Consider the following 26,414-nt stretch of genomic DNA (forward strand, 5'->3'; position numbering starts at 1 on the left):
ATAATTCGGTCAATTTAATAAACCCGGATTTGCAGCAATAGCACTTTGTGGAATGCGTAGTGTATAACGTGAATCATCTTGTTCTAATAGATAAGCTTGTCCGTTCAACACTTTTTCAATTCGTGGACGGGTGGTACGACGTAGATCGAACCAACGATGACCTTCGAAAGCAAGTTCAAGAGCCCGTTCTTCCAGAATTTCTTTAATTAAATCTACTTGATTCATAGCGTCCACAGCTTTTTTCTTTTCTGCATAACCTTCCGGAGTGTATCGCTTTTCCATCAATTGTAGCAGGCGGGTACGAGCTTCGGGCAATTTATTCATTTGTGCAGCTGCTTCGGCAGCGTTTAAATAAATTTCTCCTGTACGGAAAGTACAGTTATGCTCTGCTTTTCCGCTTTTTTTCGAGATGTACTTATCTCCACTTAAACTATAGTATTTGTTCCGGCGGAGATCCTTATTAGCATCATATTTTTCCATGAACGCAGGTATCAATATGGATGCTGAAGTAACGTCATCATTGAAAAACTCATAAGCAGTAATCATTTCTGCTGATGTATAATTATTGGGAAGTTTGGCTTCCGGATCATTGAGGTCTTCTAATGTGGATTTTTGAACTAATATGCGTTCTGCCGCATCATAGGCTTCTTTCCAGTTTCCCATGTACAGGCGTACACGTGATTCCATTGCATCCACAGATAGGGTGGAGAAGCGGTAAGCATATACGGCTTCCCATTCTTTTTGATGCATTAAGCCGCGGGCCGATTCTATGTCGGATAGAATAGCAGTATAGACCTCTTTTACGGTGTTTCGTGGCAGTACCACTTCTAGATCAAGGTCCCATTTTATGGGAATGGATTTGGTCTCTGGTGCTCCCTCTTTAGTATAAGGTTGTCCATATAGGTTAGCAAGAATAAAGTGCATGTAACCTCTTAATAAATAAGCTTCTCCAACGAGTTGATCAATGTCTTCCTGACTGCCTTCTTTTATATTATCTTTATTTGCTATTATAGCATTTGCATAATAAATCACACTATAATATACTGCCCAGCCAAATTCCCGGGTTCCATCTTTGGGACTCATATCATTCCACTTTTCAATCTCTGAGTAGAAATTTTGAGAATTACTGTTATCTGTTACCATAGCTATGTCTGTGCGAAATTCAGTGACGGATTTGTCGATGAGTTTTAGTCCGTAAGCGGTAGTCAGTAAAGCACGATATTCTGTTAGTGTAGTAGGGATTACTTGTCCTACAGGTTGAATATCCAGGTAGCTGTCACATGAAGATAGCAGGATGCTTCCTATGACAACCATTATGAAATATATTTTTTTGATCATATATATTTTTCTTGTTTAAAAGTTAAGACTTAGATTGAAAGTAACTGATTTAGGAACAGGTGTTGAATAAAGATTGCTCATTGACTCCGGATCCATGTAGTTTTTGTAACTGGAACCAAAAACAAAGAGATTTCGTGCTTCCAAACCTACAGTTGCTCCACCGATGTTTAGTTTATGCAGCCACTCGGAAGGAAAATGATAGGCCAGGCGTATGTTCTGTAAACGTATGTAACTTAACTTTTTGACCCATATATCCAGCGATTTGTAGAGATCTCTCCGAGTGCTGAATAAATAATAGTCAGCCGGATTAGTATTTAGGCTAGTTAATGCAGGAAACTTTCCATTTTTATTTTCTGGTGTCCATCTATCTAATATATCCCTATTCATATTGCGTCCCGGATCGGGATCTGCTATGTAATAAGTAGGATCTGTTTTTACATGTGCACCTAAGTTATAAGAGAAATTTAAGTTCAGTTCCCAGTTACGGTAATTAAATGTATTCATGAATCCTCCGGTGTAGGGAGCATCGGACGTTCCGGCATAACTATAAAAACCTCTCTCTGTTTCTTTATCTACGCCAATGCTGTATTCTCCGTCTAAATTTCCTTTGTCTGCCATTTGGAATAGTTCCTCAATAGTGACAGCTTCTCCATCTTTATTTTCAATGTATATCTGTCCTGTCTCTGATTTTATCCCTTTGGTTTTTAGGGTGAAAATAGCGCCAACCGGATACCCTTCCAGACTTGGAGTTACTTGATCCTTTTCAGTCATCACTTTCAAAACCTTATTTTGGTTGTATGCAAAGTTAAATGAAGTATACCATGAGAAATCTTTAGTTGCAATGTTACGTGTTTGCAAGTTTATTTCGATACCTTGATTCTTCATACTTGCCCAGTTGACAGCCATACTGGTAAATCCATTTTCCAATGGTAGCATTTTGTTACCAATGAGATCGGTGCCTTTTCTGTAATAATAGTCTACACTTAGGTTGATAGCCTGATTAAATACAGAGAAATCTATTCCGGTATTATAAGAGGCTGTTTTTTCCCAGCGTAATTTACTGTTCGGAGCACTATTGATAGTGATGCTCTCTTCATTTGAACCGGGCAAGATACTTATATTTCCATAAGTACCAACGATAAAGGGTGAAGTGTTTTTGTCAATGTTCCCTTGTAAACCATAAGACAAACGGAGAGCAAGGTTATCAATCCATTTGAACTGATTAATTAACGGTTCGTTTGAGATACGCCACAGTCCACTGACTGAGTAAATAGGTAAATAACGATATTTTTTATCTACACCGAAGAGATCGGAGCCATCCATGCGGACGCTACCTCCCAGAGTGTAGCGATCCATCAGTGTGTAAGAACCATTGGCGTAGAAAGACGCAAAAGCATTTTCCTTAAAACTTTTAGTCTTTAGTTTCCATTCATTGGCTTGTTTGGAATCTCTGAATTCCAGGTTTTTGAACGTTAATGTTTTGGGGTCATATCCATATCCGGTAGATGCTTGATTCTCGTACCAATTTTTACGGATTTCTGATCCCGCCATTATTTGTATGTTGTGGATGTCATTGAATGTGTTCTTGTATTCGCCCTGAACTTTCCATGTAATTTGGGAAGTCGTAGAATTGGTCGATTTGAGCATCCCGCCTTCCGGTATGAGATATATACGGTCGTTTCCTTTGTAATATGCAGAGTTTTCACGTTGGTTACGCAGATTGAAACTGTTAGTACCGGCATATTCTTCCCGGGATAGTTGATCCCATTGTACACCGACTTGTGAAGTAACTTTCCATTGGTCGTTAAAGCGAAGTTCTATATCGAAAATACTATTAATAGCGGTAGTAATTGATTTATTACTGGTATTTTCACGTTCTTCCAGAATATTATATCCTTGTAAAAGATCGGGCATGCTACCTGTTACGACATCATAATCATACAAGTAATTGTTATTATTGTCGAATGGTTCGAAATAAGGATTGGCAATACGGGAATAATAGACAGGATTAGTAAGCCCATAGGTATCTGTCAGAAAGGTGGTGTTTTTACGTCTATTTGCAAAAATAGAAACACCTACTTTCAGTAATTTATTGATCTGATAAGAGGTTTTGCTCGTCAGATTAAAACGACTTAAGCTTACTCCCGGAATATTCCCGTTTTCGAGAGTGTAGCCAAGGGAGTTATAATAAGTCACCTTTTCGCTACCTCCGGAAATGCTGATATTATATTCTTGAGTAATGGCATCTCTGAATAGTATATCATTCCAATCAGTATTAATACTTTTTAAACGGTTGATTGCGTTTTGAGCTTCAGAAGTAAGCCCTTCCCAGCCTTTCTCCCGATAAATATCCATTAGATTGTATTGTTTTAATATAGCGGCTACTCCTCCTTTTTCTGAATATACAGGTATCGGATAAAATCCCCATTTATTGAAAGGTGCTTCTTTCATCATTTGAAGTTCCAAGTTTACTTTTTCCTCAGAATTTAGGAGATTAAGGCGGGAGGTTTCCAAATTAGGAGTATAGGTTAATTTAGTATTAAAATTGACAACAGGCTTTCCTGTTCTACCTCTTTTTGTAGTAACTACAATTACACCATTAGCAGCGCGAGCACCATAAATGGCGGTTGCTGCTGCATCTTTCAGTATGGTAATGCTTTCGATATCGTTTGGACTTAATCCGGCGATAGATGATTGACCGATGTTGACAATATCATTGTCAGAAGATTTATTGTCCATTTTGGGAATATCTGTTCCTTCCAGAGGAATTCCATCCAATACCCACAATGGGTCTTGTGTTCCGTTCATTGATGCAGTACCACGAATACGAATTTTGGCAGGTGATCCTGGTGCACCGGAAGTGTTTGTCACGGATACACCGGCAATTTGTCCTGTCAGCGCCTGGTCAATACTTTTTGCAGCACCTACCATAGCATCCGAAACTTCAACTTTAGAGATCGCAGCTGTTAATTTTCTACGTTCTAGGGTTTGATATCCTGTTACAACTACATCTCCCAATGTATGTGCTGAAGTTTGAAGTACGATTCGGTAGCTTTTTTTGTCGCTCTGAAGAACTATAACTTGTTCTTCAAATCCGATGTAGCTACAATGAATACGGGTTACTTTATCCGGAACGGAAAGAGAGAATTTACCATCGATATCTGTAATAGTACCTAGCGATGTCTGGGATGCTCCTGCCTTTTTCAGTTCATCCGTATGAACGTAGACCGAAGCACCAATCAACGGTTCGTTATCTTCACCAGAGATTACTACCCCGGTGATAGTACGATTAGCCGCACTGGCCATTGCCAGTGCGTTAACAAGGAAGCATATAATAATGCAAAGATGTTTTTTATTCATTAATTGCAAATAAACGTAAGTGATTGAATCGAATTATTTAATACCTAAAGCTGTATTGATACGTAAAATCATATCTTCGTAATGATAACGTGTTGCTGTATCAGACGTTCCGAGGCGGCTCTGCAATAATTTCTTAATCCGCAGTAACTCTCCGCGTTTTACGGATATTGCATCCGAGATACGATTCAGTTGGCTGCCGTAGAAGTTGAGAACTCGGTGAGCTCCCATTTTATCTTCTTGTCGGAGCGAACGTTGTTCGGCCGCATAGCAGCTACAGAAAGGAGTGGCATGATCGAGCAAGAAATGATCGTCTGCAATCTTTTTATTGATTTTCACAGCTTCGGGCTCTGCGGCAGCTGTGAGTAATGCATCCAGAAAGTTTTTTTGCAAAGAGCGTTCCATCACATTGGGAATACCTCCTCGTTCGGTAATGCCGAAAATATTCTTGTGGAGTCCGTCCATTAGTTCCACTACGGTAAACGCTTTTTTTCCATTGACTGATTCATTTTCAATCATACGCATCAGACGGGTGTTGCCAAGCAAGTCCCAAAGGATGTAGGCTTGTGCATTCTTTAGTATCTGCGTCGGGGCGTTTTCTTGTTGTCCAACCGGGGTGTTACGGAGCAAATAGGTATATTTTCCTACTTCCGTATCGAACAACCATTTAGGATAAGTCAGTACTTCATCTGTCAGAAACTTCAAGGAAGCCTGTTGCTTCTCTTTCTCAACGAATGTGTAGGTCTGGACACCATCTCCTATGACTGTATTTTCGATATAGATGCCACCAATGTTGGCCAGTACGTGATACAGATAGTTGTTCCATTGATTGATAATTGCGTAATAGAGGCGTGAGGCTTCTTCGTAAGTCTGCCCTTTTTCTCCGGTAGTAGTCCATTGAAGGATTTGCGGAACGATGCGTTTCAGGTTGTCAATGCCAAGTAAGGAAGAACGGACAGGATCATCGCCTAAATCTTCATTCTGTGCACGTGGATCAACGGCATCACGTACATCCTGTGCTTCACTATATTTATAAAGACGGTCGGTATGCTTGCTCAGGAAATCAAATAAGATATCTTTTTCTTCTTCCGGACTATTTTTTCCGTACCAGCGATATCCATATTCGATGGCAAAGATATCGTAAGGACCGATATGCGGGGAAAGAACCTTCACGCCATCTCCCGGTTGGGCTATGTAGTTGAAGCGGGCATAGTCCATAATAGAAGAAGCGGTGGAATTTAATCGGGAAGTGAACGTTGCGGAACGTAAGGAATCAGTTGGGAACGCTGCCGATCCCATCATGTTGTGACGCAATCCCAAAGAGTGCCCTACCTCGTGGCAGGCAACAAAGCGGATAGCATCGCCCAATAGTGAATCCGGCAACTGCACGCTGCGTGCTTCCGGGCAAACAGTTCCGGTCTGTACTGTAATCCATTCGCTTACCATAGAGAGCACATTGTGCCACCACATGATGTCTGCTTCCAGAATCTCTCCGGAACGGGGGTCTAACAAAGAAGGTCCCATCGCATTCTTCTTTTCCGAAGCTGCGTAGGTCAGTACGGAATAGTTCACGTCATCCATATCTATTTCCATACTATCGGTAACTTCAATGGCGATGATTGCATTCTTGAATCCGGCTTTTTCAAAAGCGATCTGCCAGTCTTCAATACCTCTTTTTATATATTTGCGCCATTGATAAGGTGTGGAATTGTCAATATAGAATACGATTGGTTTGGCGGGTTCTACCACCTTTCCTTTCAGGTAAGCCTCCCGGTCTTCCGGTTTGGGTTCCATACGCCAACGGGTGATAAACTGCTTTTTATCCGTTCTTTGCTGTGCATCGCTGAAACTCAATAGCGGATTGGTGAAATAACCTATTTTCTGATTATCAAAACGTCCCATCATTGGAGTTTCAGGTAGCAGAAGGATAGAAGAACTGACTTCTACCGTTACATATACGCTTGTTGTTCCTTCCGTCACTTTAGTAGTTAGCTCGGAAGTGGCAACTACATTGTTCGGAAAGGATTTCACGGATAAGATACGTGATAGATTTTTAATAGCCGATGTTCCCAGATTGATATTGGTAAATACATTATTAATGCTGGTTTCCGTACCGTCATAGATGTCGTTGATCTTGATCACCAATGCTGTAGAGTCCTGATTGACAGCCTCTATCTTGAATGCGGCAATAAGCGGTGATATAAAATTGTCCTTAACCGAACGGAAAATAGCATCCGTCTGAGGAGCCAGAGGTAACGGGCGTTGTTGGCGGAACATCAGTTTCCCGGTTGCTTTGTCCCATTCCATGCAAATCATTTGATTTTCATAATTTACACCCCGGTTTACTCCAGCATCGTTCAATTCAGCCGGTACTCGTTGTAACTTGTTGACAACAAGTAAATCGCGCCCTAGCAATGATGTGGGAACCTCAAAATAATAATCGTTCTTTTTTTGATAAACGGCAAACATCCCTTTTTTAACACTGCTGCCTTCCACTAATTTCTCGTAGTCGCTTTTTACTCTCTCTTCTTCTGAATTTTTTTTCTTTTTCTTTTTGAACCAACTCAGATTTTCTGTAGCAGGGGTAGTTGCAAGTGCTGAGTACGCTTCTCCACTCAGCAATATACATGCAATGACCGCTGCCATTACCTTTACATACATTCTCATTAAGTCCTTTTACTTTTAATTATTATTAAAAACAGCCGCAAAAGTAATAATATTAATAATATAATGATTACAGTTTAGTTGCGAATATAATAATAAAAGGAATTATTAACTAGGTTCATCTGCTATCATTCTTCCCGGATATTTCGTAATCTAGTTGGAATAATGTACATTTGCAGGAGTAAAAAAGTGAAGAAGATAATGAAAAGATATATTGCTGCTTTATTATTGGCCTGTTGCGTGGAGGGGTATGCACAGGAAAAAAAGCAGGCTGCCTTTGTGCCACCTTTCGACTTTCCCCTTACATTGAGTGGAAACTTCGGAGAAATTCGTTCCAATCACTTTCATGGCGGATTAGATTTTAAGACGGGAGGAACAATCGGCAAACCGGTTCGGGCACTTGCTGACGGGTATATCTCACGTATACGTGTTACCAATGGTTCGGGGTATGTGCTTGACGTCTGCTATCACAACGGCTATTCCACTATCAACCGCCATTTGAGCGCTTTTCTGTCTCCTATTGCCGAAAGGGTAAAGAAACTTCAATATGAAAATGAGAACTGGGAAGTAGAAATCATCCCCGAACCCGATGAATATCCGGTGAAAGCCGGACAGCGGATTGCGTTGAGTGGGAATACCGGATACTCATTCGGACCGCATCTTCATCTGGATGTGTTCGAGACGGAGACGGGAGACTATATCGATCCTATGCCTTTCTTTAAAAAGAATCTGAAAGATACACGTGCCCCGAAAGCGGATGGAATCATGCTTTTTCCGCAGCTTGGCAAAGGAGTGGTCAGTGGAAGTCAGGAAAATAAAACGATTCTGCCGAACAGTGAACATCCGGTGGAAGCATGGGGGGTAATCGGCACAGGTATCAAAGCGTATGACTACATGGACGGGGTAAATAATCATTATGGAGTGTATTCCGTAGTACTTACAGTAGATGGTACAGAAGTGTTCCGTAGCACCGTAGACCGCTTTTCGCAGGAAGAAAACCGAATGATAAACTCCTGGACGTATGGGCAGTACATGAAATCCTTTATTGATCCCGGAAATACATTACGGTTGTTGAAAGCCTCGAACGATAACCGTGGTTTGGTAACGATTGACGAAGAACGGGATTATCAGTTTCAATATACATTGAAAGATGCTTTTGGCAATACTTCCCGCTATCACTTTACGGTACGTGGCAAGAAACAGCCGATTGAACCATTGAATCATCGGGAAAAATACTTCTTTGCCTGGGATAAGACGAATTATCTGCAGGAACCGGGGTTGAGTCTGGTTGTTCCGAAGGGAATGCTATATGATAATGTACCTCTTCAATATCAGATAAAAGCGGATAGCGGAGCGGTCGCATTTACCTATCAGTTGAATGATAAGCCGGTCCCGCTACATGCAAGCTGTGAATTGCGAATCGGATTGCGGCGCAAACCAGTGGCGGACACTACGAAATATTACGTGGCGCGAGTGACCCCTAAAGGGACTAAATACAGCGTAGGAGGGAAGTACGAAGATGGATTTATGAAAGCATCTATTCGTGAACTGGGCACATATACGGTTGCTTTGGACACTGTTCCTCCGGAAATTATACCTGTTAACAAGAACTTGTGGGGACGAAACGGAAAGATTGTCTATCGGCTGAAAGATGAAGGAGCAGGTATCGCTTCCTATCGGGGAACGATTGACGGTGAATATGCACTTTTCGGTCGTCCCAATATTGTAAAGTCTTACTGGGAATGTGTGCTTGACCCGAAACATGTGAAGAAAGGCGGCAAGCATACCGTAGAAATGACTGTCACGGATGCTTGTGGAAATCAGACCGTTTCGAAGGAAACCTTTGTTTGGTAAACTATTAAAATGTATTATATATGAAGAAAAGAATCATTCTATCTGCTGTCCTGTTTTTGGCGGCTTTGGCGAATTCTTTCGCTTGTACGAACCTGATTGTCGGCAAAAATGCTTCGACTGACGGTTCGACTATTGTTTCCTATTCGGCCGACTCGTATGGCCTGTTTGGTGAGCTTTATCATTATCCGGCTGCTACATATCCCAAAGGGACGATGTTGAAAGTCTATGAATGGGATACGGGTAAGTATTTGGGCGAAATCGAACAGGCACGCCAGACTTATAATGTGACTGGCAATATGAATGAATTTCAAGTGACTATCGGTGAAACCACCTTCGGCGGACGTCCGGAACTGGCAGATTCTACCGGAATCATCGACTACGGAAGTCTGATTTATATCGGATTGCAACGTTCACGTTCTGCTCGCGAGGCGATCCGTATCATGACTGATTTGGTACAGCAATATGGCTATTATAGTGGAGGGGAATCGTTTACGATTGCCGATCCGAATGAAATCTGGATTATGGAAATGATCGGTAAGGGGCCGGGGGTACGTGGTGCCGTCTGGGTGGCTGTACGTGTACCGGATGACTGTATTTCGGCTCATGCCAATCAATCCCGTATTCATCAGTTTGACATGAACGACAAAGAAAACTGTATCACTTCTCCGGATGTGATTTCCTTCGCTCGCGAGAAAGGTTACTTCAATGGAGTGAACAAGGATTTCAGCTTTGCTGAGGCTTATGCGCCCCTTGATTTCGGTGCCCGTCGCTTCTGCGAAGCCCGTGTGTGGAGCTATTTCAATAAATATACTGACCATGGAAATGACTATCTTCCTTATATCGAAGGAAAGACAGATACTCCGATGCCTCTTTTCGTAAAGCCGAACCGTAAACTTTCCGTACAGGACGTGAAAGATATGATGCGTGACCACTACGAAGGAACACCGCTTGATATTTCCAATGATTTCGGTGCCGGTCCTTATAAAACCCCGTACCGCCTTTCTCCACTGAATTTCAAGGTAGGTGATAAGGAGTATTTTAACGAACGTCCGATTTCGACTCAACAAAGTGGCTTCGTATTTGTTGCACAAATGCGTGCCAACAAGCCGGACCCCATAGGCGGAGTTCTTTGGTTTGGAGTGGACGATGCGAATATGGCCGTATTTACTCCTGTTTATTGCTGTACGACGAAAGCTCCGTTATGCTATACACGTGTAGATGGCGCAGATTACATCACTTTCTCCTGGAATTCCGCTTTCTGGATTTTCAACTGGGTGTCTAATATGGTCTATCCACGTTATGATCTGATGATCGGTGACGTGCGTGCAACTCAGAAAGAGATGGAAACGACCTTTAATAATGCGCAGGAAGGTATTGAAGAAATGGCTGCCAAATTGCTGGCAAAAGATAAGAATGCCGCAATCGCTTTCCTGACTAACTATACTAATATGACCGCCCAGAGTACTTTTGATACTTGGAAGCAACTGGGCACTTTCCTGATTGTGAAGTACAACGACGGAGTAGTGAAGCGCGTGAAGGACGGACAATTTGAACGGAATTCTATCGGACAGCCTGCCGGTGTCATTCGTCCGGGATATCCGAAGGAGTTTCTGGAGGAATATGTGAAGCAGACAGGAGAGAGATATTTGGTGAAATAGTTGTCAATTATTCATTAAATAACTAGGATTTATAAACTTATTCTTTTACATTTGTGTGCTCAAGACTTGGCATATATTCAAGGATTGACAGAGAATAGAGAAATAATCATTAACCAATAAACAATAATCGAAATGGAAAATCAGGAACTTATCAAGCAGGTCACTGAGAAAGCCGAAAAATGGCTGACCCCGGCTTATGATGCCGAAACTCAGGCTGAAGTGAAACGCATGTTGGAGAACGAAGATAAAACCGAATTGATCGAAGCATTCTACAAAGATCTTGAATTTGGAACGGGTGGTTTGCGTGGTATCATGGGAGTAGGTAGCAACCGCATGAATATCTATACGGTAGGTGCTGCTACACAGGGCCTTTCCAACTATCTGAAGAAGAACTTCAAAGATCTGCCTCAGATTTCTGTAGTGGTTGGTCACGACTGTCGTAACAACAGCCGTCTGTTCGCTGAAACTTCAGCCAACATTTTCTCAGCTAATGGCATCAAAGTATATCTGTTTGATGATATGCGTCCGACTCCGGAGATGTCTTTCGCAATCCGTCACCTCGGTTGCCAGAGCGGTATTATCCTGACTGCTTCTCACAATCCGAAAGAATACAACGGTTACAAAGCATACTGGGATGATGGTGCGCAAGTACTGGCTCCGCACGATGCTGGTATCATTGATGAAGTGAATAATATCGCTTCCGCTGCTGATATCAAGTTCAAGGGGAACCCGGATCTGATTCAGATCATCGGTGAAGATATTGACAAGATTTACCTCGATATGGTGAAGACAGTTTCTATTGATCCGGAAGCTATCGCCCGTCATAAGGATATGAAGATCGTTTATACTCCGATTCACGGTACAGGTATGATGTTGATTCCGCGCGCTTTGAAGATGTGGGGATTCGAAAATGTATTTACTGTTCCCGAACAGATGATCAAAGACGGTAACTTCCCGACAGTAATATCTCCGAATCCGGAAAATGCCGAAGCGCTTTCTATGGCTGTCAATCTGGCTAAAGAAATTGATGCCGATCTTGTGATGGCTTCCGATCCGGATGCCGACCGTGTAGGTATCGCCTGCAAGGACGACAAGGGAGAATGGGTACTGATCAACGGTAACCAGACTTGTATGATGTATCTTTACTATATTCTGACTCAGTACAAACAATTGGGTAAGATCAAGGGTAATGAGTTCTGTGTGAAGACTATCGTTACTACCGAACTTATCAAGAAGATTGCTGATAAGAATAACATCGAAATGCTCGACTGCTACACCGGATTCAAGTGGATCGCACGTGAAATCCGTCTGCGTGAAGGCAAAAAGAAATATATCGGTGGTGGTGAAGAGAGCTACGGTTTCCTTGCCGAAGACTTCGTACGTGATAAAGATGCCGTATCAGCTTGCTGTCTGATTGCAGAAGTAGCTGCTTGGGCAAAAGATAACGGTAAGTCATTGTACCAGTTGTTGCTGGATATCTATGTAGAATATGGATTCTCCAAAGAATTCACAGTGAACGTAGTGAAACCGGGCAAGAGCGGTGCTGAAGAAATCAAAGCTATGATGGAAAACTTCCGTGCTAATCCTCCGAAAGAACTGGGTGGCTCCAAGGTGATCCTGAGCAAAGACTATAAGACGCTGAAACAGACAGATGCAGAAGGCAAGGTGACTGACCTTGATATGCCGGAAACATCTAATGTGCTCCAGTACTTCACTGAAGACGGAAGCAAAGTTTCAGTTCGCCCGTCGGGAACAGAACCGAAGATCAAATTCTATATGGAAGTACAAGGAGAAATGGGTTGTCGCAACTGTTTCGCTTCTGCTGATGCTGCTGCAATGGAAAAGATTGAAGCAGTAAAGAAGTCATTAGGTATTTGATTCCGTTCTTCTTCTGATATTTCAGAATAGAGAAACAATAAATAACGCCTCCATAGTCTCGAAGATTATGGAGGCGTTTCTTTTATGTAACCGCCTTTTCATCGGTCTTTCATTTCCTTTGCATTCTTTAAGTTCCCTTGCTAATCCTTCTTATGGAAATCTTGTTCTATCTAAATCATCTCAATTTAAACATGCAGGCTACGGGGATACACGGTTTTGTTGATGCTTTAGAGTGATACGTAACGTTTCATTTTCATAAGTTGTTCGTTTGTAGTTTGTGTGTACTTCGTGGCCTGCTTTCTTCATTATTTCTTAGCTCCCAACCAAGTCCATTTGTGCCAGATGGTTTCCAATGGTCCTTGTTTGTGCTTCGACAGCCACCATTTACAGAACTGTACCTGTAATAGGAAAAGAATGATTCCGATAATCAGACTGAGCGTATATCCGCAATAGGGAGCCAGATAAAATCCGAATGGGAAGTAGATGATAGCTCCCATAATAGATTGTGTGATGTAGTTAGTCAGACTCATTTTTCCGTAAAAGCGCAGGTTGGAAACGGTTTTCTGGAACTTAGCCTTCTGATAAAGTAAGATGAAGGAGGCAATCAGTACAATGGTGAATGCGAATTTCTGCCACATATCGAAAGCTGTCCCTACGGTCTGTTGAATCAGGCTGCTGTCACTTTGCATGATCTGCTCTTTCAAAGAGTAAAGCGGAGCGAAACTGATAGCTGCAATGATCAGTGCTTTGGTCCAGAATTTCAGATGAGACTCTGAAGTGACGAACAGTTCTTTGCGTCCGATGTACAGACCGAACAGGAAAAGTCCGGCAGTCTGTAAGAAACGTCCGGCACCAATGGCCCAGAACAAGCTCGCTTTCTGTCCTAATGTGACATTGCCAATGAGGAATTCCCAAAAAGTTCCGTTTTTGGTGTAATCTGCCACTTCGCTATACATGGCTCCGACATTCAGATCGGGCAGGGTATAGGCAGGATTGAACAGACTCATTATATAATGGAACCATTCAATAGGCTGTAATGAGAATAAGATAGCGGTGATTAAAATAGCCTTATCGCTCCATTTGCGTACAATAAATAGTATGATACCGACAACAACAAACAGAAGCAAAACATCTCCAGCCGGAAAGAAAGCCGCGTTAAGAGTGGCAAAACCGGCAAGTAAAACCAGTCTCCATAAAAAACGGTAGCCGAAATCTTTTCCTTTCAACTGCTGATTATGCGATTGGATATAGAAAGTAAATCCGAAAAGCAAGGCGAATATGGCATAAGATTTTCCGGCAAACAATGAGAATATTGCATTAAACACTCCGGCATCTAAAACGCTAAGCCATTCGGGAGAACTCTCCGGATAAACAGGGAAAATGAAATGTTCCAGATTGTGTACCAAGAGGATGGCCATAACTGCAAATCCTCTGAGGGCATCTACCACTTCAATTCGTGGTGTCTTTTTTAATAATTCCATGGGGCTGATTTATGATTGTTTTTTAGTTAGTATTCGTTTTACCCATTTATTGGCGGGCTTTTCGAAATAATAGTAAGAAAGTAAACTAAGTGTAATGGTGATACCGAAAATAAGGGGAACACTGATCATCCACGACACCTGCCATTGATAGAGCGCTGCCATTTTCGTATATGTGAGTATAATAAACAAATGTATCAGGTAGAAACTATAGCTGATTTCTCCACCTATTATCAGAAACCGATTGGATAATAGCCGGGATATACCTCCCTTCTGAAAGGCAAAGATCAGTATCATCAGAGAAACAGGTAACCAGTAATAGCAAGAATAACGGTATACTTTAGGTATATCTGCGGCACAAAGATAAAAAAGAAGAAATAAAGCGACGGATGCTACTTCTGACAATGTTCCCGTGGAATAAGAAATCTTTTTATTATGTAATGCCTGATAGATCTGATAAAGTAATACTCCCACAAAAAAGTCCGGCAGGCGGGTGATGGGATTGACATACCAATATGCCTTGATTTGTTCGTCGGCAGTCAGATACATACCTGCCAGCATGACCGGAAGACAGATTGAGAGTATAACCAATAGTTTTCGCCTGCTGTTTAAGAAAGGAATCACGAAAGGAAAGCAGAAATAAAATAACTGTTCGCACCCCAAACTCCATGAAGGACTGTTGAAAGAGAAGAAATAATCGGCAGAGGGGAAGAAGGGTTGTAACAGAAAGGTAGAGGCGACAAAGTGTTTGATCCAGTCCGTCGTATCGCTATATTGAACATATCCTCCTATACATGCGGCTATTAATAGTGTAAGTAGATGCAGGGGATAAATGCGGGCAATGCGTGCTACCCAGAACGTGCGTTTAGTAGTCGTTTTTGTCAGCAGTTTTTCCTGATAATTGTAGGCAATAATAAACCCGCTGAGGACAAAAAAGAAACTGACTCCAACAAATCCTTCTTTAAAGAAGTGGGCATCGAAACTTGTATCCAGAACATAGCAATGTGCTCCGAATACCATCAAGGCAAAGAATATTCGTAAAGATGTTAATGTGTTGATCACGACGTTTATCTGTTTCTTTTTTGTATTCGGCTGTAAAAGTACAGTTTTTCTGTGATATAAAAATTCACATAGATTAAAAAGAACTCAGGATTCGGAGCGCAGGCGGCTTAAATGTTGTGGAGTCATCCCAAGAAAGGAAGCTATATATCCCAGTTGGGCACGGTGAATTACATCCGGCTGTTCGCGTAGAAGTTGTTCGTAGCGTTCTTTGGCCGGTAGATATAGTCGGTTTATGTGGTGTATGTCCATGTAGAGCAGACATTCCTGATGGATAACGCGTCCCCAGTTGGCAATCTCGATATTTGTTTCATAAATCTGATTTAATTCATCAATGCGTATGGCATATAGTTTACAATCTTCCAGTAATTCTACATATTCGTATCCCGGTTGGTTGTGGTATAAGTCTTTCATCGCAAAAGTGATATCGCCTTCGCGTGAGAACCAGATCGTGATTTCTTCACCGTCACGCAGGCAATAGGAGCGGCAAAATCCTTTCTCAATAAAGTAGACGTGACGATCTGATACTCCGCCGTGTATCAGTAAGTGTTTCTTTGGCAATTCCAGCTTTTTCATGTGGCTGAAAAGCATTTCCAGTGAGCTGTCAGATACCGGATAATATCTGCGGATTCCTTTGATGATGTTCTCCATGTCTGTTTATTTGTGGGAGCATTCCAGCCACCAGTCGATCATTTTCCGTGCCAGGCTCAGTTTTCGTGGAAGTTCCGGCAAATTATCTCTTGTATAGAAATCACCGGAGCTTAATTCCTCTTCTTGCAATTTGATTTCTCCTCCGGCATAATCGGCAATGAATCCTACCATTAATCCGCTGGGGTAGGGCCAGGGCTGGTTGCCGAAATAAGTGATGTTCTTCACGTCCAGTCCGGTTTCCTCTTTCACTTCGCGGGCTACACATTCTTCCAGTGTTTCGCCTGTTTCGAGGAATCCGGCTACAAGGCTGTTGAATCTGCCTTTAAAGTTGCGGGCATGAACGAGAAGTATGGAGTCGCCTTTGCGCACTAAAACAAGGATGGCTGTCGAGATAGCCGGATATACTTCACGGCCACAGTTCGGACAGCGTTTCATGATAGATTCCTTTTGTTCCATCGCAGTGCCGCAAGCCGAGCAGAACAGACTGTTTCTGTCCCAATGCAGTATTTCGTGGGCTTTGCCTGCTGCCTGATAATGTCCCAGCGGAAGATATTCGTAAGAAGCGCGAAGCCCTATCATTGCATATTGCTCTGTCTCTTCAATAGGTTGGGACACGGAATAGGCTTTGCAGTTTCTTTCTTCCAGTGTGGTGATATTGTGTACTGTAGTCTTGTCTTTGATCAGGATAGGAGGAATTTCTCCGCTGGGAATGGCAAATGTACCGTTCCCCTCCTTTTCAAGTAGTAGTTCGTCTTTGTAAAAGACAAACCACAGGGATTCAGCTGTTTGATTCATTTTATATTTTTCTATTTTCTTCGCGCTGCGAAGTTATAAAAACTGTATCGATATATGTAGGGTTTACTGGATAAAATATCAATAGATTATTATAAATACTCACTTAACACTTTTATTCCTTTCTCCAGTTGCGCTTCCGAGAGTGAGGCATATCCCAGCCTTATTCCTGTTATATCATTCTCATAACTGAATCTGTCCGGAGTATAAAAACTGATTAACTTGGTGTTTACTTTCTGTTTCAGTTGAAATAAATCGATCTCTTCCGTCGGTTTTAGCCAGAAGGCAAGTCCGCCGTCCGGCTTTTTATAAATCACTTTGTCTTTTAAGTAATGCTGCAGGAGGCTGTCGAAGAAATCTCTTTTCTGCTCATAATGGCTCAACATTCTTTTCTGATGTCTGCGGATGTCTCCCGAGATAATCAGGTCTAATATAGACTGTTCCATGATGGTGTCTCCCTGCATATCTATAATTTTACGTAGTTTGCCTATCTTATTGATAAACTCAGCGGAACTGACTACATAACCTATTCTGATGGCAGGTGCGATCAGTTTGCTCAGTGTTCCGATATAAACATAGTTGTTGATTCCTTCATGAGCCGAAATCGGTATCACAGGACGTTGTCCGAAATGGAACTCGTTGTCATAATCGTCTTCAATGATAGTGAAGTGATACTGATTGGACAGTTCGATCAACTTCAGCCGGCGGGATAAACTCAGAGTTACGGTAGTCGGATATTGGTGATGAGGCGTCAGATAGATGGCTTTGACGGCTGTCTTGCTGACCAGACGTTCAATCTTGTCAATATCAATTCCCTCACGATCTACTGTTATAGGGATTAGTGTTGCTCCGGCGTGTCTGAAGGCCTCCCATGCAGGTTTGAAACCGGGATTCTCGACTAAAACGACATCTCCCTTTTCCAACAGGCAGTGTGCCGTCAGGAACAAAGCCATTTGACTGCCTCTTGTAATGCAGATTTCGGAGAGGGAAGTTCGCATTCCCCTGTTCTGATTGAGCATATTTGAGATGGTTTCTCTGAATTTGTCATCTCCGAACTCACTGGCAAGATTCATGATTTGCCAATGTGCCTTTTTATTGAATATGCGTCGATACGCCCTTGCCAATTCTGTCATAGGGGTACACGCCGTATCGGGCAGTCCGTCATCGAAAAAGATGAGGTCGCGTCTGAAAATCTCCGTTGTTTCCTGGCGGTTCTCTTTTATTGGCACGGGAGCCGATATGGAAAGTTTGTCAGAAACATACACTCGCTTCCTTTCTTCCGAGATGAGCCATCCTTCGATGGTTAAAATCTCTAAAGCCTGAATGATTGTATTTCTGTTTACTTTCAATTCAACAGCTAACTGCCGCGTGCCGGGTAAAGTAACCCCGGCCTTTAACTGTCCGCTTTTGATTGATTGAATAATTTCATCTGCAATCTGCATATAGACAGCTTTGGATGCGGACTTATCAATTTTGATTTGTAATAACCAAGAGGTGTTCATCTGGTCTATCTGTTTTTGTTGAAACTGAATCACAAAGGTAGACCAAACAACCCGTACTTTTGCAATATCATCACTTAAAAATTAGAAATATGCAGGGAAGAATGAAACAACATCAGTTGACAGAAAAGGAAATGAATGACGTATTGAGAAATGCGCAGGTAGGTCGGATAGCTACGTACAATGAAAATGGATATCCTTACGTAGTTCCAGTTCACTTTGTAGTTTATGAAGAAAAGGTGTATATACACGGCCTTATCAAGGGGCAAAAGATTTCCAATCTGCTCAAAAACGATAAAGTAGGTTTTGAAGTAGACGAAATGGGAGCAATCGTGCCGGATTATGAGAACTCTTGCGGCACTAATACCAAATATAGAAGTGTCATTATCTTAGGCACTGCCAGGATGATAGAAGAGGTAGACCGGAAAGAAGAGATATTACACGCCATCGTTATTAAATATACGCCACAGTTATCTCATTTGAATTTTCCGGAGAAAATGATACAGGCAACAAGTATTATCGAAATCACTCCTGTTGAAACTACAGGAAAATACCATAAGTAAACCTTTCCCCGAAAGTGTAAGAGAATGATATGACGGAGAACAAATGGGGTTGACTAAAAAGGCAATAGTATCTCTAAATCCCCTCCCCGAAGGAGGAGATTTAAGGTACTACCGTCTTTTTGCCTTATTTTTAACTCAGCAGGATACTCTGTCCGACTCCAATCTCCTGAATGAAATAATGATCGTGTGAGATGGCTATCACAGTACCTGCGTAGTTTTTGATGGTTGCAGTAATAATTTCGATGCTTTGTATATCCAGGTTGTTGGTCGGTTCGTCCAGTATAAACATATCGGGCATATTATTACTGATCATCAGGCAACAAAAGGCAAGTCTCATTTTCTCTCCGCCGCTTAGCTTCCGGCAAGATTTATCCCATTCGGAGGCCGGGAATAAATATCGGTTCAGAATAATCTTTATTTCGTGCTCCGGCAGGTTGCGACCATTGAAAGCATAGGCTTGTTCCAGAATACTGTTTCGATCATTGATGATCGAATATTCCTGATTCAGATATACATAGGTGAAATCTGCCCGTATGAGTGTACCTTCCTGTGGTTGAAGTTGCCCGGTTATGATTTTCAGCAGAGTTGTTTTTCCGCTGCCGTTGCCTCCTTCTATACGAAGGCGGTCCCCGCTTTTCAGCTGGAAGCTGAGAGGAGCTTGCCAAAGTTGTGGCTGATCGGGATGATAACCGAAGTTAATCTCCTCTGCCGTAACCAGTATTTTACCGGTATGAAGTCCGGAACTGTTAAAGTCAGTCTTTAGTGCAGCTGTCGGCGAGAGTGAGCTTCGGAGTTGGTTACGCTCGTCAGTAAACTTCTCGGCTTTCTCCTGATGGGCACCGGTTAGTTTGGCAGTGCTCTTTTCCGATTTGCTTTGCAAACCGTTCAGTACAATACGCGGAACACCTTTTTTCAGGTTTCTTTTTTCACCACGTACATTCTGTTTATCCCTCCGTTCAGCTGTTTCGCGGGCTACCTTGCGGGCAGTGCGGAGCGCTTTCTCTTTTTCTTCGATGCGTTGTTGCAGGGCTTCTTGCATCAGTGTTTTTTGTTCTTTGTAAAATTCATAGTTTCCACCGTAATAGCTGATCTGATGCTTTTCCAGTTCACATATTTCGGGAAGAAGATTCAGCAGTGTACGGTCATGGCTTACTACTAACAGCGTGGAACGCCATTTTTCCACCCAGTCATACAGACGTTGTCTGCCTGACGAATCGAGATGATTGGTCGGTTCATCCATCAGTATGACGGACGGATTATGAATGTCCATACCTGCGAGGAATACGCGTGTCTTTTCTCCTCCGCTGAGCAGATTCATCGGGTAGGATAGTGGGAATTGTCCCAATCCCCACGAATCGAGGGCGGCGACGGAACGTTCTTCTATATTCCAGTCGTCGTTCAATATGCTGAAATTTTCGATTGAGGCATTTCCCGCAAGGATAGCATGTAGTGCTTTCTGCTTGTGGTCTATCTGTAAGGCTTGCGCGATGGTCAACGAATCATATTGCCCGAAATGTTGGGGAATATAATAGAGGTCGTCCGGTCGGACGATGACGCCGGAAGAGGGTGCTAGTTGTCCGGCAATAATTTGCAGCAGGGTAGATTTGCCACAGCCGTTGTTGCCGACTAATCCTAACTTCTGCCCTTTACTGATGGCAAAGTTAAGGTCACTGAATAATACTTCTTTATCCGGATGGATATAGCTGATTTGTTGAATACTAATAGGCATGATGGTCTATTGGGTTTGAGGTTGAAAACTGGGTGAGGATTATCACGGGACAGGGGAACGACAAACACAATACTGGCTAAACAACACGAATTTCGTGATGCTTAACGATAAAGAAAAAGCATGGATGAAAAGTGATGTTTACTAGAAGTGTTGTCTTACTTAGAAATTCTCATTGCGGTAAGTATATAGTTTAACTTGGGTGCAAAGATAGTACTTTCTTTTATAATATTGTTTGGTTTTGGCTGGAAAAATGGATTCTTTGAACTTATTCAGAATGTGGAATAAAAAAATGAAGAGCAGAAACTACAATTAAAAAACGGCCCGCTCTTCATTTTCACTAACTACTTTATTAACTTATTACATCTTTCTCACTCGAAAATCAAACCATAATTTCATTTTAAAACCGTCATCCCCTTTTTTAATGCGAATACTGCTTGGCTGACTGTGGGGACCAAGTTCAGGAATGGATTTTCCGGAACGCATGGCGGGAATATCATAAAGAAAAGAGATGTCACCTTCCGGGAATTCCCACATTGTGTTTTCACCATTACGTCGATGGACAGGTTCCAGCGGAGTAAATACACGGAAGAACAAGCCATCACTTTCAGAGTAAACAGTGAAAGGTACGCGATCTGATTCTAATGTTGCCCAATAAACATTGGCATGATAACCTTTGAATTCCGGATAGATTAAATGATCAAAACTTTCACCGGTTATGGTATTATTGTATTCTTTCTCCCAAATGCCATAATTGGTACCTTTTATACGATTCTTCCATACACGGTAAGGGCCACGTCCCATCCATTTCATGCCTTTCACTTCTTTTTCCGGAAAAGAGAAAGTGAGCCCGAGATTATATATTTTCTTATCAAAGAAGGCTCCCTCAAAACCATGACCTTTAGGATCATTCAGCAGTACAGCTTCCATACCTAATAATCCGTCTCCGGACATACGCCAGACAATTGAATCTATTCCTCCTTCATATTTGGCAATGTAACAGGCGTCATTACCTTGCATGTACTCATAGCCTTCTTTAAAATTAGCTTTCATACCGACAGGTAATGGACCGTTATTTAACGGGATGATTTCATCCTTCTGTTTTATTTCGATAAGTATCCCATTTCTAAAGGTGGCAGAGATACCATTAGCAAACAAAGTGACCTCTCCATTCTGCTTTTTAATACTTGCGGATGAAGTACTAATATGTTTATTATATTGCATTGCAAAATATTCATTGGCATATTTGATTGGCCAAGTCCAATTGCAGATAGAATGCCCCTGTTTATCATAAGCTTCCAGTTCCAGCACATCCCCTTGGAAAAAAACAGCAGGTAATTTCATATGTACCTTGCCGGTTTCACCCGGAGCAATATCCGGAAGGGGCACTGTACCTTCGGAAAGCAGCGTTTGTGTCCCCTTCTTTAAAGGTGATGAAAGGGAATAGACTCGATATTTCATACTGCACTCTTTCAGATTCGTAAAAAGATAGTTGTTACTTATCATGAAATCTCCTTTAAAAGATGGGGTGATAAAGAGGTTCTGGAATTGTATAGGTGCCCAGACTTCACGGACGGTATAAAAACTTCCTTCTTTTTCCCGTCTGGGGCCTACAATGCCATCCGGACCGTTAGGACCATCCGAGTCCAGACGCCCTCCTTGGTCGGTCCTTTTAACGGCTTCATCAACGTATGTCCATAAAAATCCTCCTGCAAATAAGGGATTAGACTTATAGCTATCCCAAAAATCATCCAGGCCGGCTCCTTGTCCGCGATCATAAAGTCCATGTAGAAATTCGGTAGGCATAAATACATTATATCCGTTTGCCAAGCGGTAAGGACCTGTTTGATAAGCTGGATAGTGATGAGTATCAAGCCCGTTGAAATCAGCCCACGGATGGATGACATGACGTTTCTGCGGATCATAATCTGCAAAGTGGGCATCTATATTTTTATTCCATCCTCCTTCGTTTCCATTACTCCACATAAAGATACAGGGATGGTTTACATCACGGTTTATCATCTCAGACAGTAATTTTAATCCTGTTTCCGTGTCATAGCTATTCTGCCAGCCGGCAAGTTCGTTCAGATAGAATATGCCAAGCGAGTCACATATTTCCAGGAAATGTTTGTCGGGAGGATAATGAGAACGTACGGCATTCATATTCATTTCTTTAATTAATAAGGCATCTTGCAGGCTGAGTTCACGGTTTGTTGTACGTCCGCCATCAGGATGAAAACTATGACGGTTGGTTCCCTTTACTATAATTTTGGTTCCATTGACATAAATGCCGTCCTTGGGGCGGAACTCAATGGTACGGAATCCGATACGCTCTTCATGGATGTGGACAATTTGCTTCTGAGGATTGATAAGTTCCAGCTTTAAAGTGTAAAGATTGGGGTTTTCACAGTCCCATGTCTGAATGCCTTTCCATTCTGTAGTTATAGTTTGTATTTCATCACTGTTCAGTGAAATGATTTGCCTGCCAATACTTGTCTTACTGTCTACAGGAGTAATTGTTGCCGCTACTGAATAGTCTTGGGAAATATTTCTCAGATGTAGCTCTGTTGCTAGTTTTCCATTTGCCATCGCGTTTACTGCGATACGTTCGATATGTGTTTGGGGCATGGCTTTGAGGTATACGGGCCGATAAATACCGCCATAGAGCCACCAGTCTGCACGTCGTTCGGCAGCATTCACTGATTTATTGGCAGATTCTTTCCATACCTTTACTTCCAGATTATTCTTTTTTCCAAAATTTAGTTTATCTGTTATGTCATAGCTAAAACGATAGAAACCGCCTTGGTGAATGTCGCCTGCCGGTATGTCGTTTATTTTCACTTCAGTATCTGTCATTACTCCTTCAAAAACAATACTGACTTGCATATCTTTCCATTTAGCGGGTACCTTGAACTGATATCGGTATAGCCCGGTTTCATCGCTGGGTTTAGCTCCTTTATTCAAATAGAAACGTCCGTAAGTGTATTCGCCAAACCCTTGTAATTCCCATTGCGAAGGGATCTCTATCTTGCTCCATTTGCCACTGTTCATGCCTGCGGAACAATAAAACTCCCATGTCTTTGTGTCTTGATATCCGCTTCCCGACAGATATTGGATTTCCGTAGTCTGTGCATTTACAGCTAAGGAGAATAAACAACTTAAGATTATAAAAATAAATGTTTTCATATAGGTTCATTCTTTAATATTGATAGGTTGGTTCTATAGGGAATACATAAAACTGTCTTTCCGGTTTGAAATCAATCATCCATTGGTCTATTAATACATGATTGTCTAAAGCAGTAATGGATAGAGTGTGCATTCCTTTTGTCAGTCTGTGCTTGGTATTTCTTACTGCTTGTCCGCGAAGAACATTCTGCTTCCAGGATTCGGTACGAAAACCTTCTTTAAAGGAACATATCTGAGGCGTTTCACCATCTATGCTGACACTAAAGCGAATATCTCCTTTATCGTTCGGCTGTGTCGGGATGACGGCTGTACGCAGAATAGCTTCTCCTTCCCATGCACTTTCAAAATCAAAGGTGATTGTTTTTCCTTTTGGTAGGGATACAGCGTTCATGCTGTGTCCCAATGACTGAATGACGATCACCCCGTCTGTTGCTTTGGTATAGTTGCAAGCATTGGCAACAATACATTTGTCTTTTGATACCTCTTTCAGGGGGAGCGACTTGGTACTTTCAGGAAAAGTATATTGCTCAATTTCCTGATCAGTTAACCATATAGGGAGGGTAGGCGGATAAAATACGTATAAATCACGTGGATTGTAACACATGGAATATTTCCATTTACCACCGGCTAATTTATGATTATAATAATCTGTCAAGTCACGAATTTCCTGATAGGCTTTGATACTTTTTGCACAAGCATTCATCAATTGGCTTTCACGAGTCCACAAGTTAGTATCACAACTTCCCGGAAAAATGCAGCGCGCCCTTTGTGCTTCCAGCATTTTAGTACTCATAGCTGCTGCACCGAATACAGGATATTTAATTTGTGCAAAGAAAGCGTCTTTTCTCTCTTGAGGAATGATCGGTTCTACTTCGGACAGGATTCTTTTTATTGACTCATAAGATTCCAGATAACGGTCTAGTTCTCCACCGAATTCAGTGAGACTGAAATCTGTGTTTTTGATTGGAGACCATCCTTTTATATATTTCTTTTTATCCAGTTCTACTTGGTTCCAGCCCATAAACTCTGGCTTGCGGATACCGCACAGACGATAAAATTCCAGCATGGCCGGCAATAACTTTTCTCCCGCTTCTGTACCGAATTCGCGGCAAAGCCAATTTTTCTGATGCTGTACGAGGGTAGAGGGAGATACAGAGTTGATGTCCCATGCCATATCCAGAAAAAGCTCCAGGTCATAGGCTGCAGGTTTTAAATCATGCACATTGACAATCCACAGACGACGGGCATTGCAATCATAGGCTTGTTTCATTTCACTATAGACCAACCCCGGTTGGGTAGTGCATAGCCACATATAATCATGCGGACGCCCCCAATAACTGAGATGATAATATACACCGGCACCACCGCTGCGTTTTTGTTGTTCCTGGTCACTCAGGCGAGTCATGTAGCCATAATTGTCGTCACACCATATGAGTGTAATATCATCGGGTACCTGTAAACCGTTCTCCATAATCTGAAGTACTTCTTTATAGGGAACAAAAGCCTGTGGGATTTTCGCTACATCCTTTTTTACATATTTAGATAATAAGGTGCGTTGGTCATTTATAACTTGCTGCAAAGCATCGGTTTTTTCCTGAAGAGTTTTTACTCCTTCCATACCGCTGTCGTGAATACCTCTCATGCCTATCGTATAGAAGTTTTCATAGCGTCCGGCTTCTTTCAAGCGTTCTGTCCAATAGGACTGTACACTTTCACGATTCGTAATATAATTATACTCGCCTCGTTCGCTGACTTTCCATTCACCTACATTATTACGCATCAAAGGTTCACAATGAGAAGTGCCGATAACGATACCGCAGCTATCGGCAGCCTCTTTGGCTCCTGGTACAAAGTAGAAAGGAGTCGTAATTCCGTGCATACCCGGCCAGATGGCGTTGGCACGAAGACGCATCAGCAGCTTGAAAATCTCTTTATAAGTACGGGCACCGATTCGTCCTTTTGTGTCAGACGGTTCGAAGTTTTTCCAACTCCAAGGTTGTAAACTCCAGTCTTCGTCATTCAAAAAGATTCCACGATACTCTACTGAGGGGCTTTGAAAGGTTGTATAATCGGCAGGCAATGTTAATTGATTTTTCTTTATGGGTGTGACGTCTCCCCACCATACCCATGGAGACACACCGGCTAAACGGGACAATTCGAGTATTCCATAGGCAGTCCCTCTGCCATCACTGCCTACCACCAGCAATTGTTTCTTATTGGAGCTTTCGGTAACTTTGATAAAAAAAGCATCCTTTTTACTCATAAGGCTATCTACAGGAACATCCTGTTTAAGAAGTTCTTTCAGTGCAGATCTATTCTTATCCAATTGTACAATCTTAATAGCTGTATTTCCTGTATGAGTTTTTTGAGGTAATACTCCTGTCACTTGTTTCATGTCACCGGTAAACATATCCAGTGCAACTGTCACCACAGGAGATACGGATTTGGATACGGAATAGGTTATTGCTTGTTTTCCATTATACCAGACAAACTCACCCTCGTTGTGATTTGCTGCGATGCAAACAATCCGATTTCCGAAAAGAAAAACTGAACAGAAGCATATCGCTATAAGCGACTTTCTGTTTCCATAAAAATTAGATTTCATAAGCCAACCTTTTTAAATTAGACATTAGAGTTTTAATGTCACAAAGGTAACCGGCTGTCAGTATTAAAGGGGGGAGGCATTGCCCGATAAGGTTGAAAGATGTTCC

At 42.0% G+C, this 26,414-nt stretch carries 15 protein-coding genes; 4 read left to right on the top strand and 11 right to left on the bottom strand.

Annotated features, from left to right (window positions below; translation table 11 throughout):
• Positions 1–9: 9 nt before the first annotated feature.
• The 3 genes from NBH01_RS01245 to NBH01_RS01255 are packed head-to-tail and all read right to left on the bottom strand — an operon-like array spanning position 10 to position 7,362.
• Positions 10–1,338, bottom strand: coding sequence for a RagB/SusD family nutrient uptake outer membrane protein (locus tag NBH01_RS01245; RefSeq protein WP_072066507.1), 1,329 nt, complete (start codon positions 1,336–1,338; stop codon positions 10–12).
• 15 nt (positions 1,339–1,353) lie between these two features.
• Positions 1,354–4,698 (bottom strand): SusC/RagA family TonB-linked outer membrane protein, encoded by a 3,345-nt coding sequence (locus NBH01_RS01250; RefSeq protein WP_061473364.1) that lies wholly within the window; start codon positions 4,696–4,698, stop codon positions 1,354–1,356.
• A 33-nt stretch (positions 4,699–4,731) separates the two neighbouring features.
• Positions 4,732–7,362: a zinc-dependent metalloprotease gene (locus NBH01_RS01255; RefSeq protein WP_011107854.1), complete on the bottom strand. Its 2,631-nt coding sequence runs from the start codon at positions 7,360–7,362 to the stop codon at positions 4,732–4,734.
• Between the two features lie 198 nt (positions 7,363–7,560).
• Here NBH01_RS01255 and NBH01_RS01260 point away from each other — a divergent pair, with 198 nt between their 5' ends.
• From NBH01_RS01260 to NBH01_RS01270, 3 genes are all read left to right on the top strand, one after another.
• Positions 7,561–9,213, top strand: coding sequence for a M23 family metallopeptidase (locus NBH01_RS01260; protein WP_008767962.1), 1,653 nt, complete (start codon positions 7,561–7,563; stop codon positions 9,211–9,213).
• A gap of 20 nt (positions 9,214–9,233) precedes the next feature.
• Entirely contained in the window at positions 9,234–10,871 is a 1,638-nt protein-coding gene (locus NBH01_RS01265) for a C69 family dipeptidase (protein ID WP_008767963.1), read from the top strand.
• A 132-nt stretch (positions 10,872–11,003) separates the two neighbouring features.
• On the top strand, positions 11,004–12,749 hold the full coding sequence (locus NBH01_RS01270) for a phospho-sugar mutase (protein ID WP_008767964.1): 1,746 nt from the start codon (positions 11,004–11,006) through the stop codon (positions 12,747–12,749).
• Positions 12,750–13,054: 305 nt separating this feature from the next.
• On the opposite strand, the gene NBH01_RS01275 is transcribed toward NBH01_RS01270, so the two are convergent.
• From NBH01_RS01275 to pdxR, 5 genes are all read right to left on the bottom strand, one after another.
• Positions 13,055–14,230: a DUF418 domain-containing protein gene (locus NBH01_RS01275; protein WP_008767965.1), complete on the bottom strand. Its 1,176-nt coding sequence runs from the start codon at positions 14,228–14,230 to the stop codon at positions 13,055–13,057.
• Between the two features lie 9 nt (positions 14,231–14,239).
• The gene (locus tag NBH01_RS01280; RefSeq protein ID WP_008767966.1) at positions 14,240–15,289 is read right to left on the bottom strand and encodes an acyltransferase family protein; all 1,050 of its coding nucleotides are present in this window, start codon (positions 15,287–15,289) and stop codon (positions 14,240–14,242) included.
• An 84-nt stretch (positions 15,290–15,373) separates the two neighbouring features.
• Positions 15,374–15,937: a Crp/Fnr family transcriptional regulator gene (locus NBH01_RS01285; protein ID WP_008767967.1), complete on the bottom strand. Its 564-nt coding sequence runs from the start codon at positions 15,935–15,937 to the stop codon at positions 15,374–15,376.
• A gap of 6 nt (positions 15,938–15,943) precedes the next feature.
• Positions 15,944–16,732 (bottom strand): NAD(+) diphosphatase, encoded by a 789-nt coding sequence (gene nudC, locus NBH01_RS01290; RefSeq protein ID WP_225678855.1) that lies wholly within the window; start codon positions 16,730–16,732, stop codon positions 15,944–15,946.
• 89 nt (positions 16,733–16,821) lie between these two features.
• Positions 16,822–18,231: a MocR-like pyridoxine biosynthesis transcription factor PdxR gene (pdxR, locus tag NBH01_RS01295; RefSeq protein ID WP_225678856.1), complete on the bottom strand. Its 1,410-nt coding sequence runs from the start codon at positions 18,229–18,231 to the stop codon at positions 16,822–16,824.
• A gap of 101 nt (positions 18,232–18,332) precedes the next feature.
• On the opposite strand from pdxR, the gene NBH01_RS01300 reads away from it, so the two are divergent.
• The gene (locus tag NBH01_RS01300; protein WP_225678857.1) at positions 18,333–18,791 is read left to right on the top strand and encodes a pyridoxamine 5'-phosphate oxidase family protein; all 459 of its coding nucleotides are present in this window, start codon (positions 18,333–18,335) and stop codon (positions 18,789–18,791) included.
• A gap of 130 nt (positions 18,792–18,921) precedes the next feature.
• Here NBH01_RS01300 and abc-f read toward each other — a convergent pair whose 3' ends face one another.
• The 3 genes from abc-f to NBH01_RS01315 form a co-directional block, all read right to left on the bottom strand.
• Positions 18,922–20,520 (bottom strand): ribosomal protection-like ABC-F family protein, encoded by a 1,599-nt coding sequence (gene abc-f / locus NBH01_RS01305; RefSeq protein ID WP_225678858.1) that lies wholly within the window; start codon positions 20,518–20,520, stop codon positions 18,922–18,924.
• A gap of 357 nt (positions 20,521–20,877) precedes the next feature.
• Positions 20,878–23,703 carry a glycoside hydrolase family 2 protein gene (locus NBH01_RS01310; RefSeq protein ID WP_225678859.1) on the bottom strand — a complete coding sequence of 942 codons (2,826 nt, stop codon included), beginning with the start codon at positions 23,701–23,703 and terminating at the stop codon, positions 20,878–20,880.
• Positions 23,704–23,716: 13 nt separating this feature from the next.
• Positions 23,717–26,308, bottom strand: coding sequence for a glycosyl hydrolase 115 family protein (locus tag NBH01_RS01315; RefSeq protein WP_250699941.1), 2,592 nt, complete (start codon positions 26,306–26,308; stop codon positions 23,717–23,719).
• Positions 26,309–26,414 lie beyond the last annotated feature (106 nt).

It is taken from the genome of Bacteroides sp. B1-V-101 (assembly GCF_023656585.1).
Taxonomy (GTDB): domain Bacteria; phylum Bacteroidota; class Bacteroidia; order Bacteroidales; family Bacteroidaceae; genus Bacteroides; species Bacteroides thetaiotaomicron.

Coding starts and splice junctions, on each gene's coding strand:
- NBH01_RS01245 (WP_072066507.1), bottom strand. CDS start 1,338: ATGATCAAAAAAATATATTTCATAATGGTTGTCATAGGAAGCATCCTG.
- NBH01_RS01250 (WP_061473364.1), bottom strand. CDS start 4,698: ATGAATAAAAAACATCTTTGCATTATTATATGCTTCCTTGTTAACGCA.
- NBH01_RS01255 (WP_011107854.1), bottom strand. CDS start 7,362: ATGAGAATGTATGTAAAGGTAATGGCAGCGGTCATTGCATGTATATTG.
- NBH01_RS01260 (WP_008767962.1), top strand. CDS start 7,561: ATGAAAAGATATATTGCTGCTTTATTATTGGCCTGTTGCGTGGAGGGG.
- NBH01_RS01265 (WP_008767963.1), top strand. CDS start 9,234: ATGAAGAAAAGAATCATTCTATCTGCTGTCCTGTTTTTGGCGGCTTTG.
- NBH01_RS01270 (WP_008767964.1), top strand. CDS start 11,004: ATGGAAAATCAGGAACTTATCAAGCAGGTCACTGAGAAAGCCGAAAAA.
- NBH01_RS01275 (WP_008767965.1), bottom strand. CDS start 14,230: ATGGAATTATTAAAAAAGACACCACGAATTGAAGTGGTAGATGCCCTC.
- NBH01_RS01285 (WP_008767967.1), bottom strand. CDS start 15,937: ATGGAGAACATCATCAAAGGAATCCGCAGATATTATCCGGTATCTGAC.
- nudC (WP_225678855.1), bottom strand. CDS start 16,732: ATGAATCAAACAGCTGAATCCCTGTGGTTTGTCTTTTACAAAGACGAA.
- pdxR (WP_225678856.1), bottom strand. CDS start 18,231: ATGAACACCTCTTGGTTATTACAAATCAAAATTGATAAGTCCGCATCC.
- NBH01_RS01300 (WP_225678857.1), top strand. CDS start 18,333: ATGAAACAACATCAGTTGACAGAAAAGGAAATGAATGACGTATTGAGA.
- abc-f (WP_225678858.1), bottom strand. CDS start 20,520: ATGCCTATTAGTATTCAACAAATCAGCTATATCCATCCGGATAAAGAA.
- NBH01_RS01310 (WP_225678859.1), bottom strand. CDS start 23,703: ATGAAAACATTTATTTTTATAATCTTAAGTTGTTTATTCTCCTTAGCT.
- NBH01_RS01315 (WP_250699941.1), bottom strand. CDS start 26,308: ATGAAATCTAATTTTTATGGAAACAGAAAGTCGCTTATAGCGATATGC.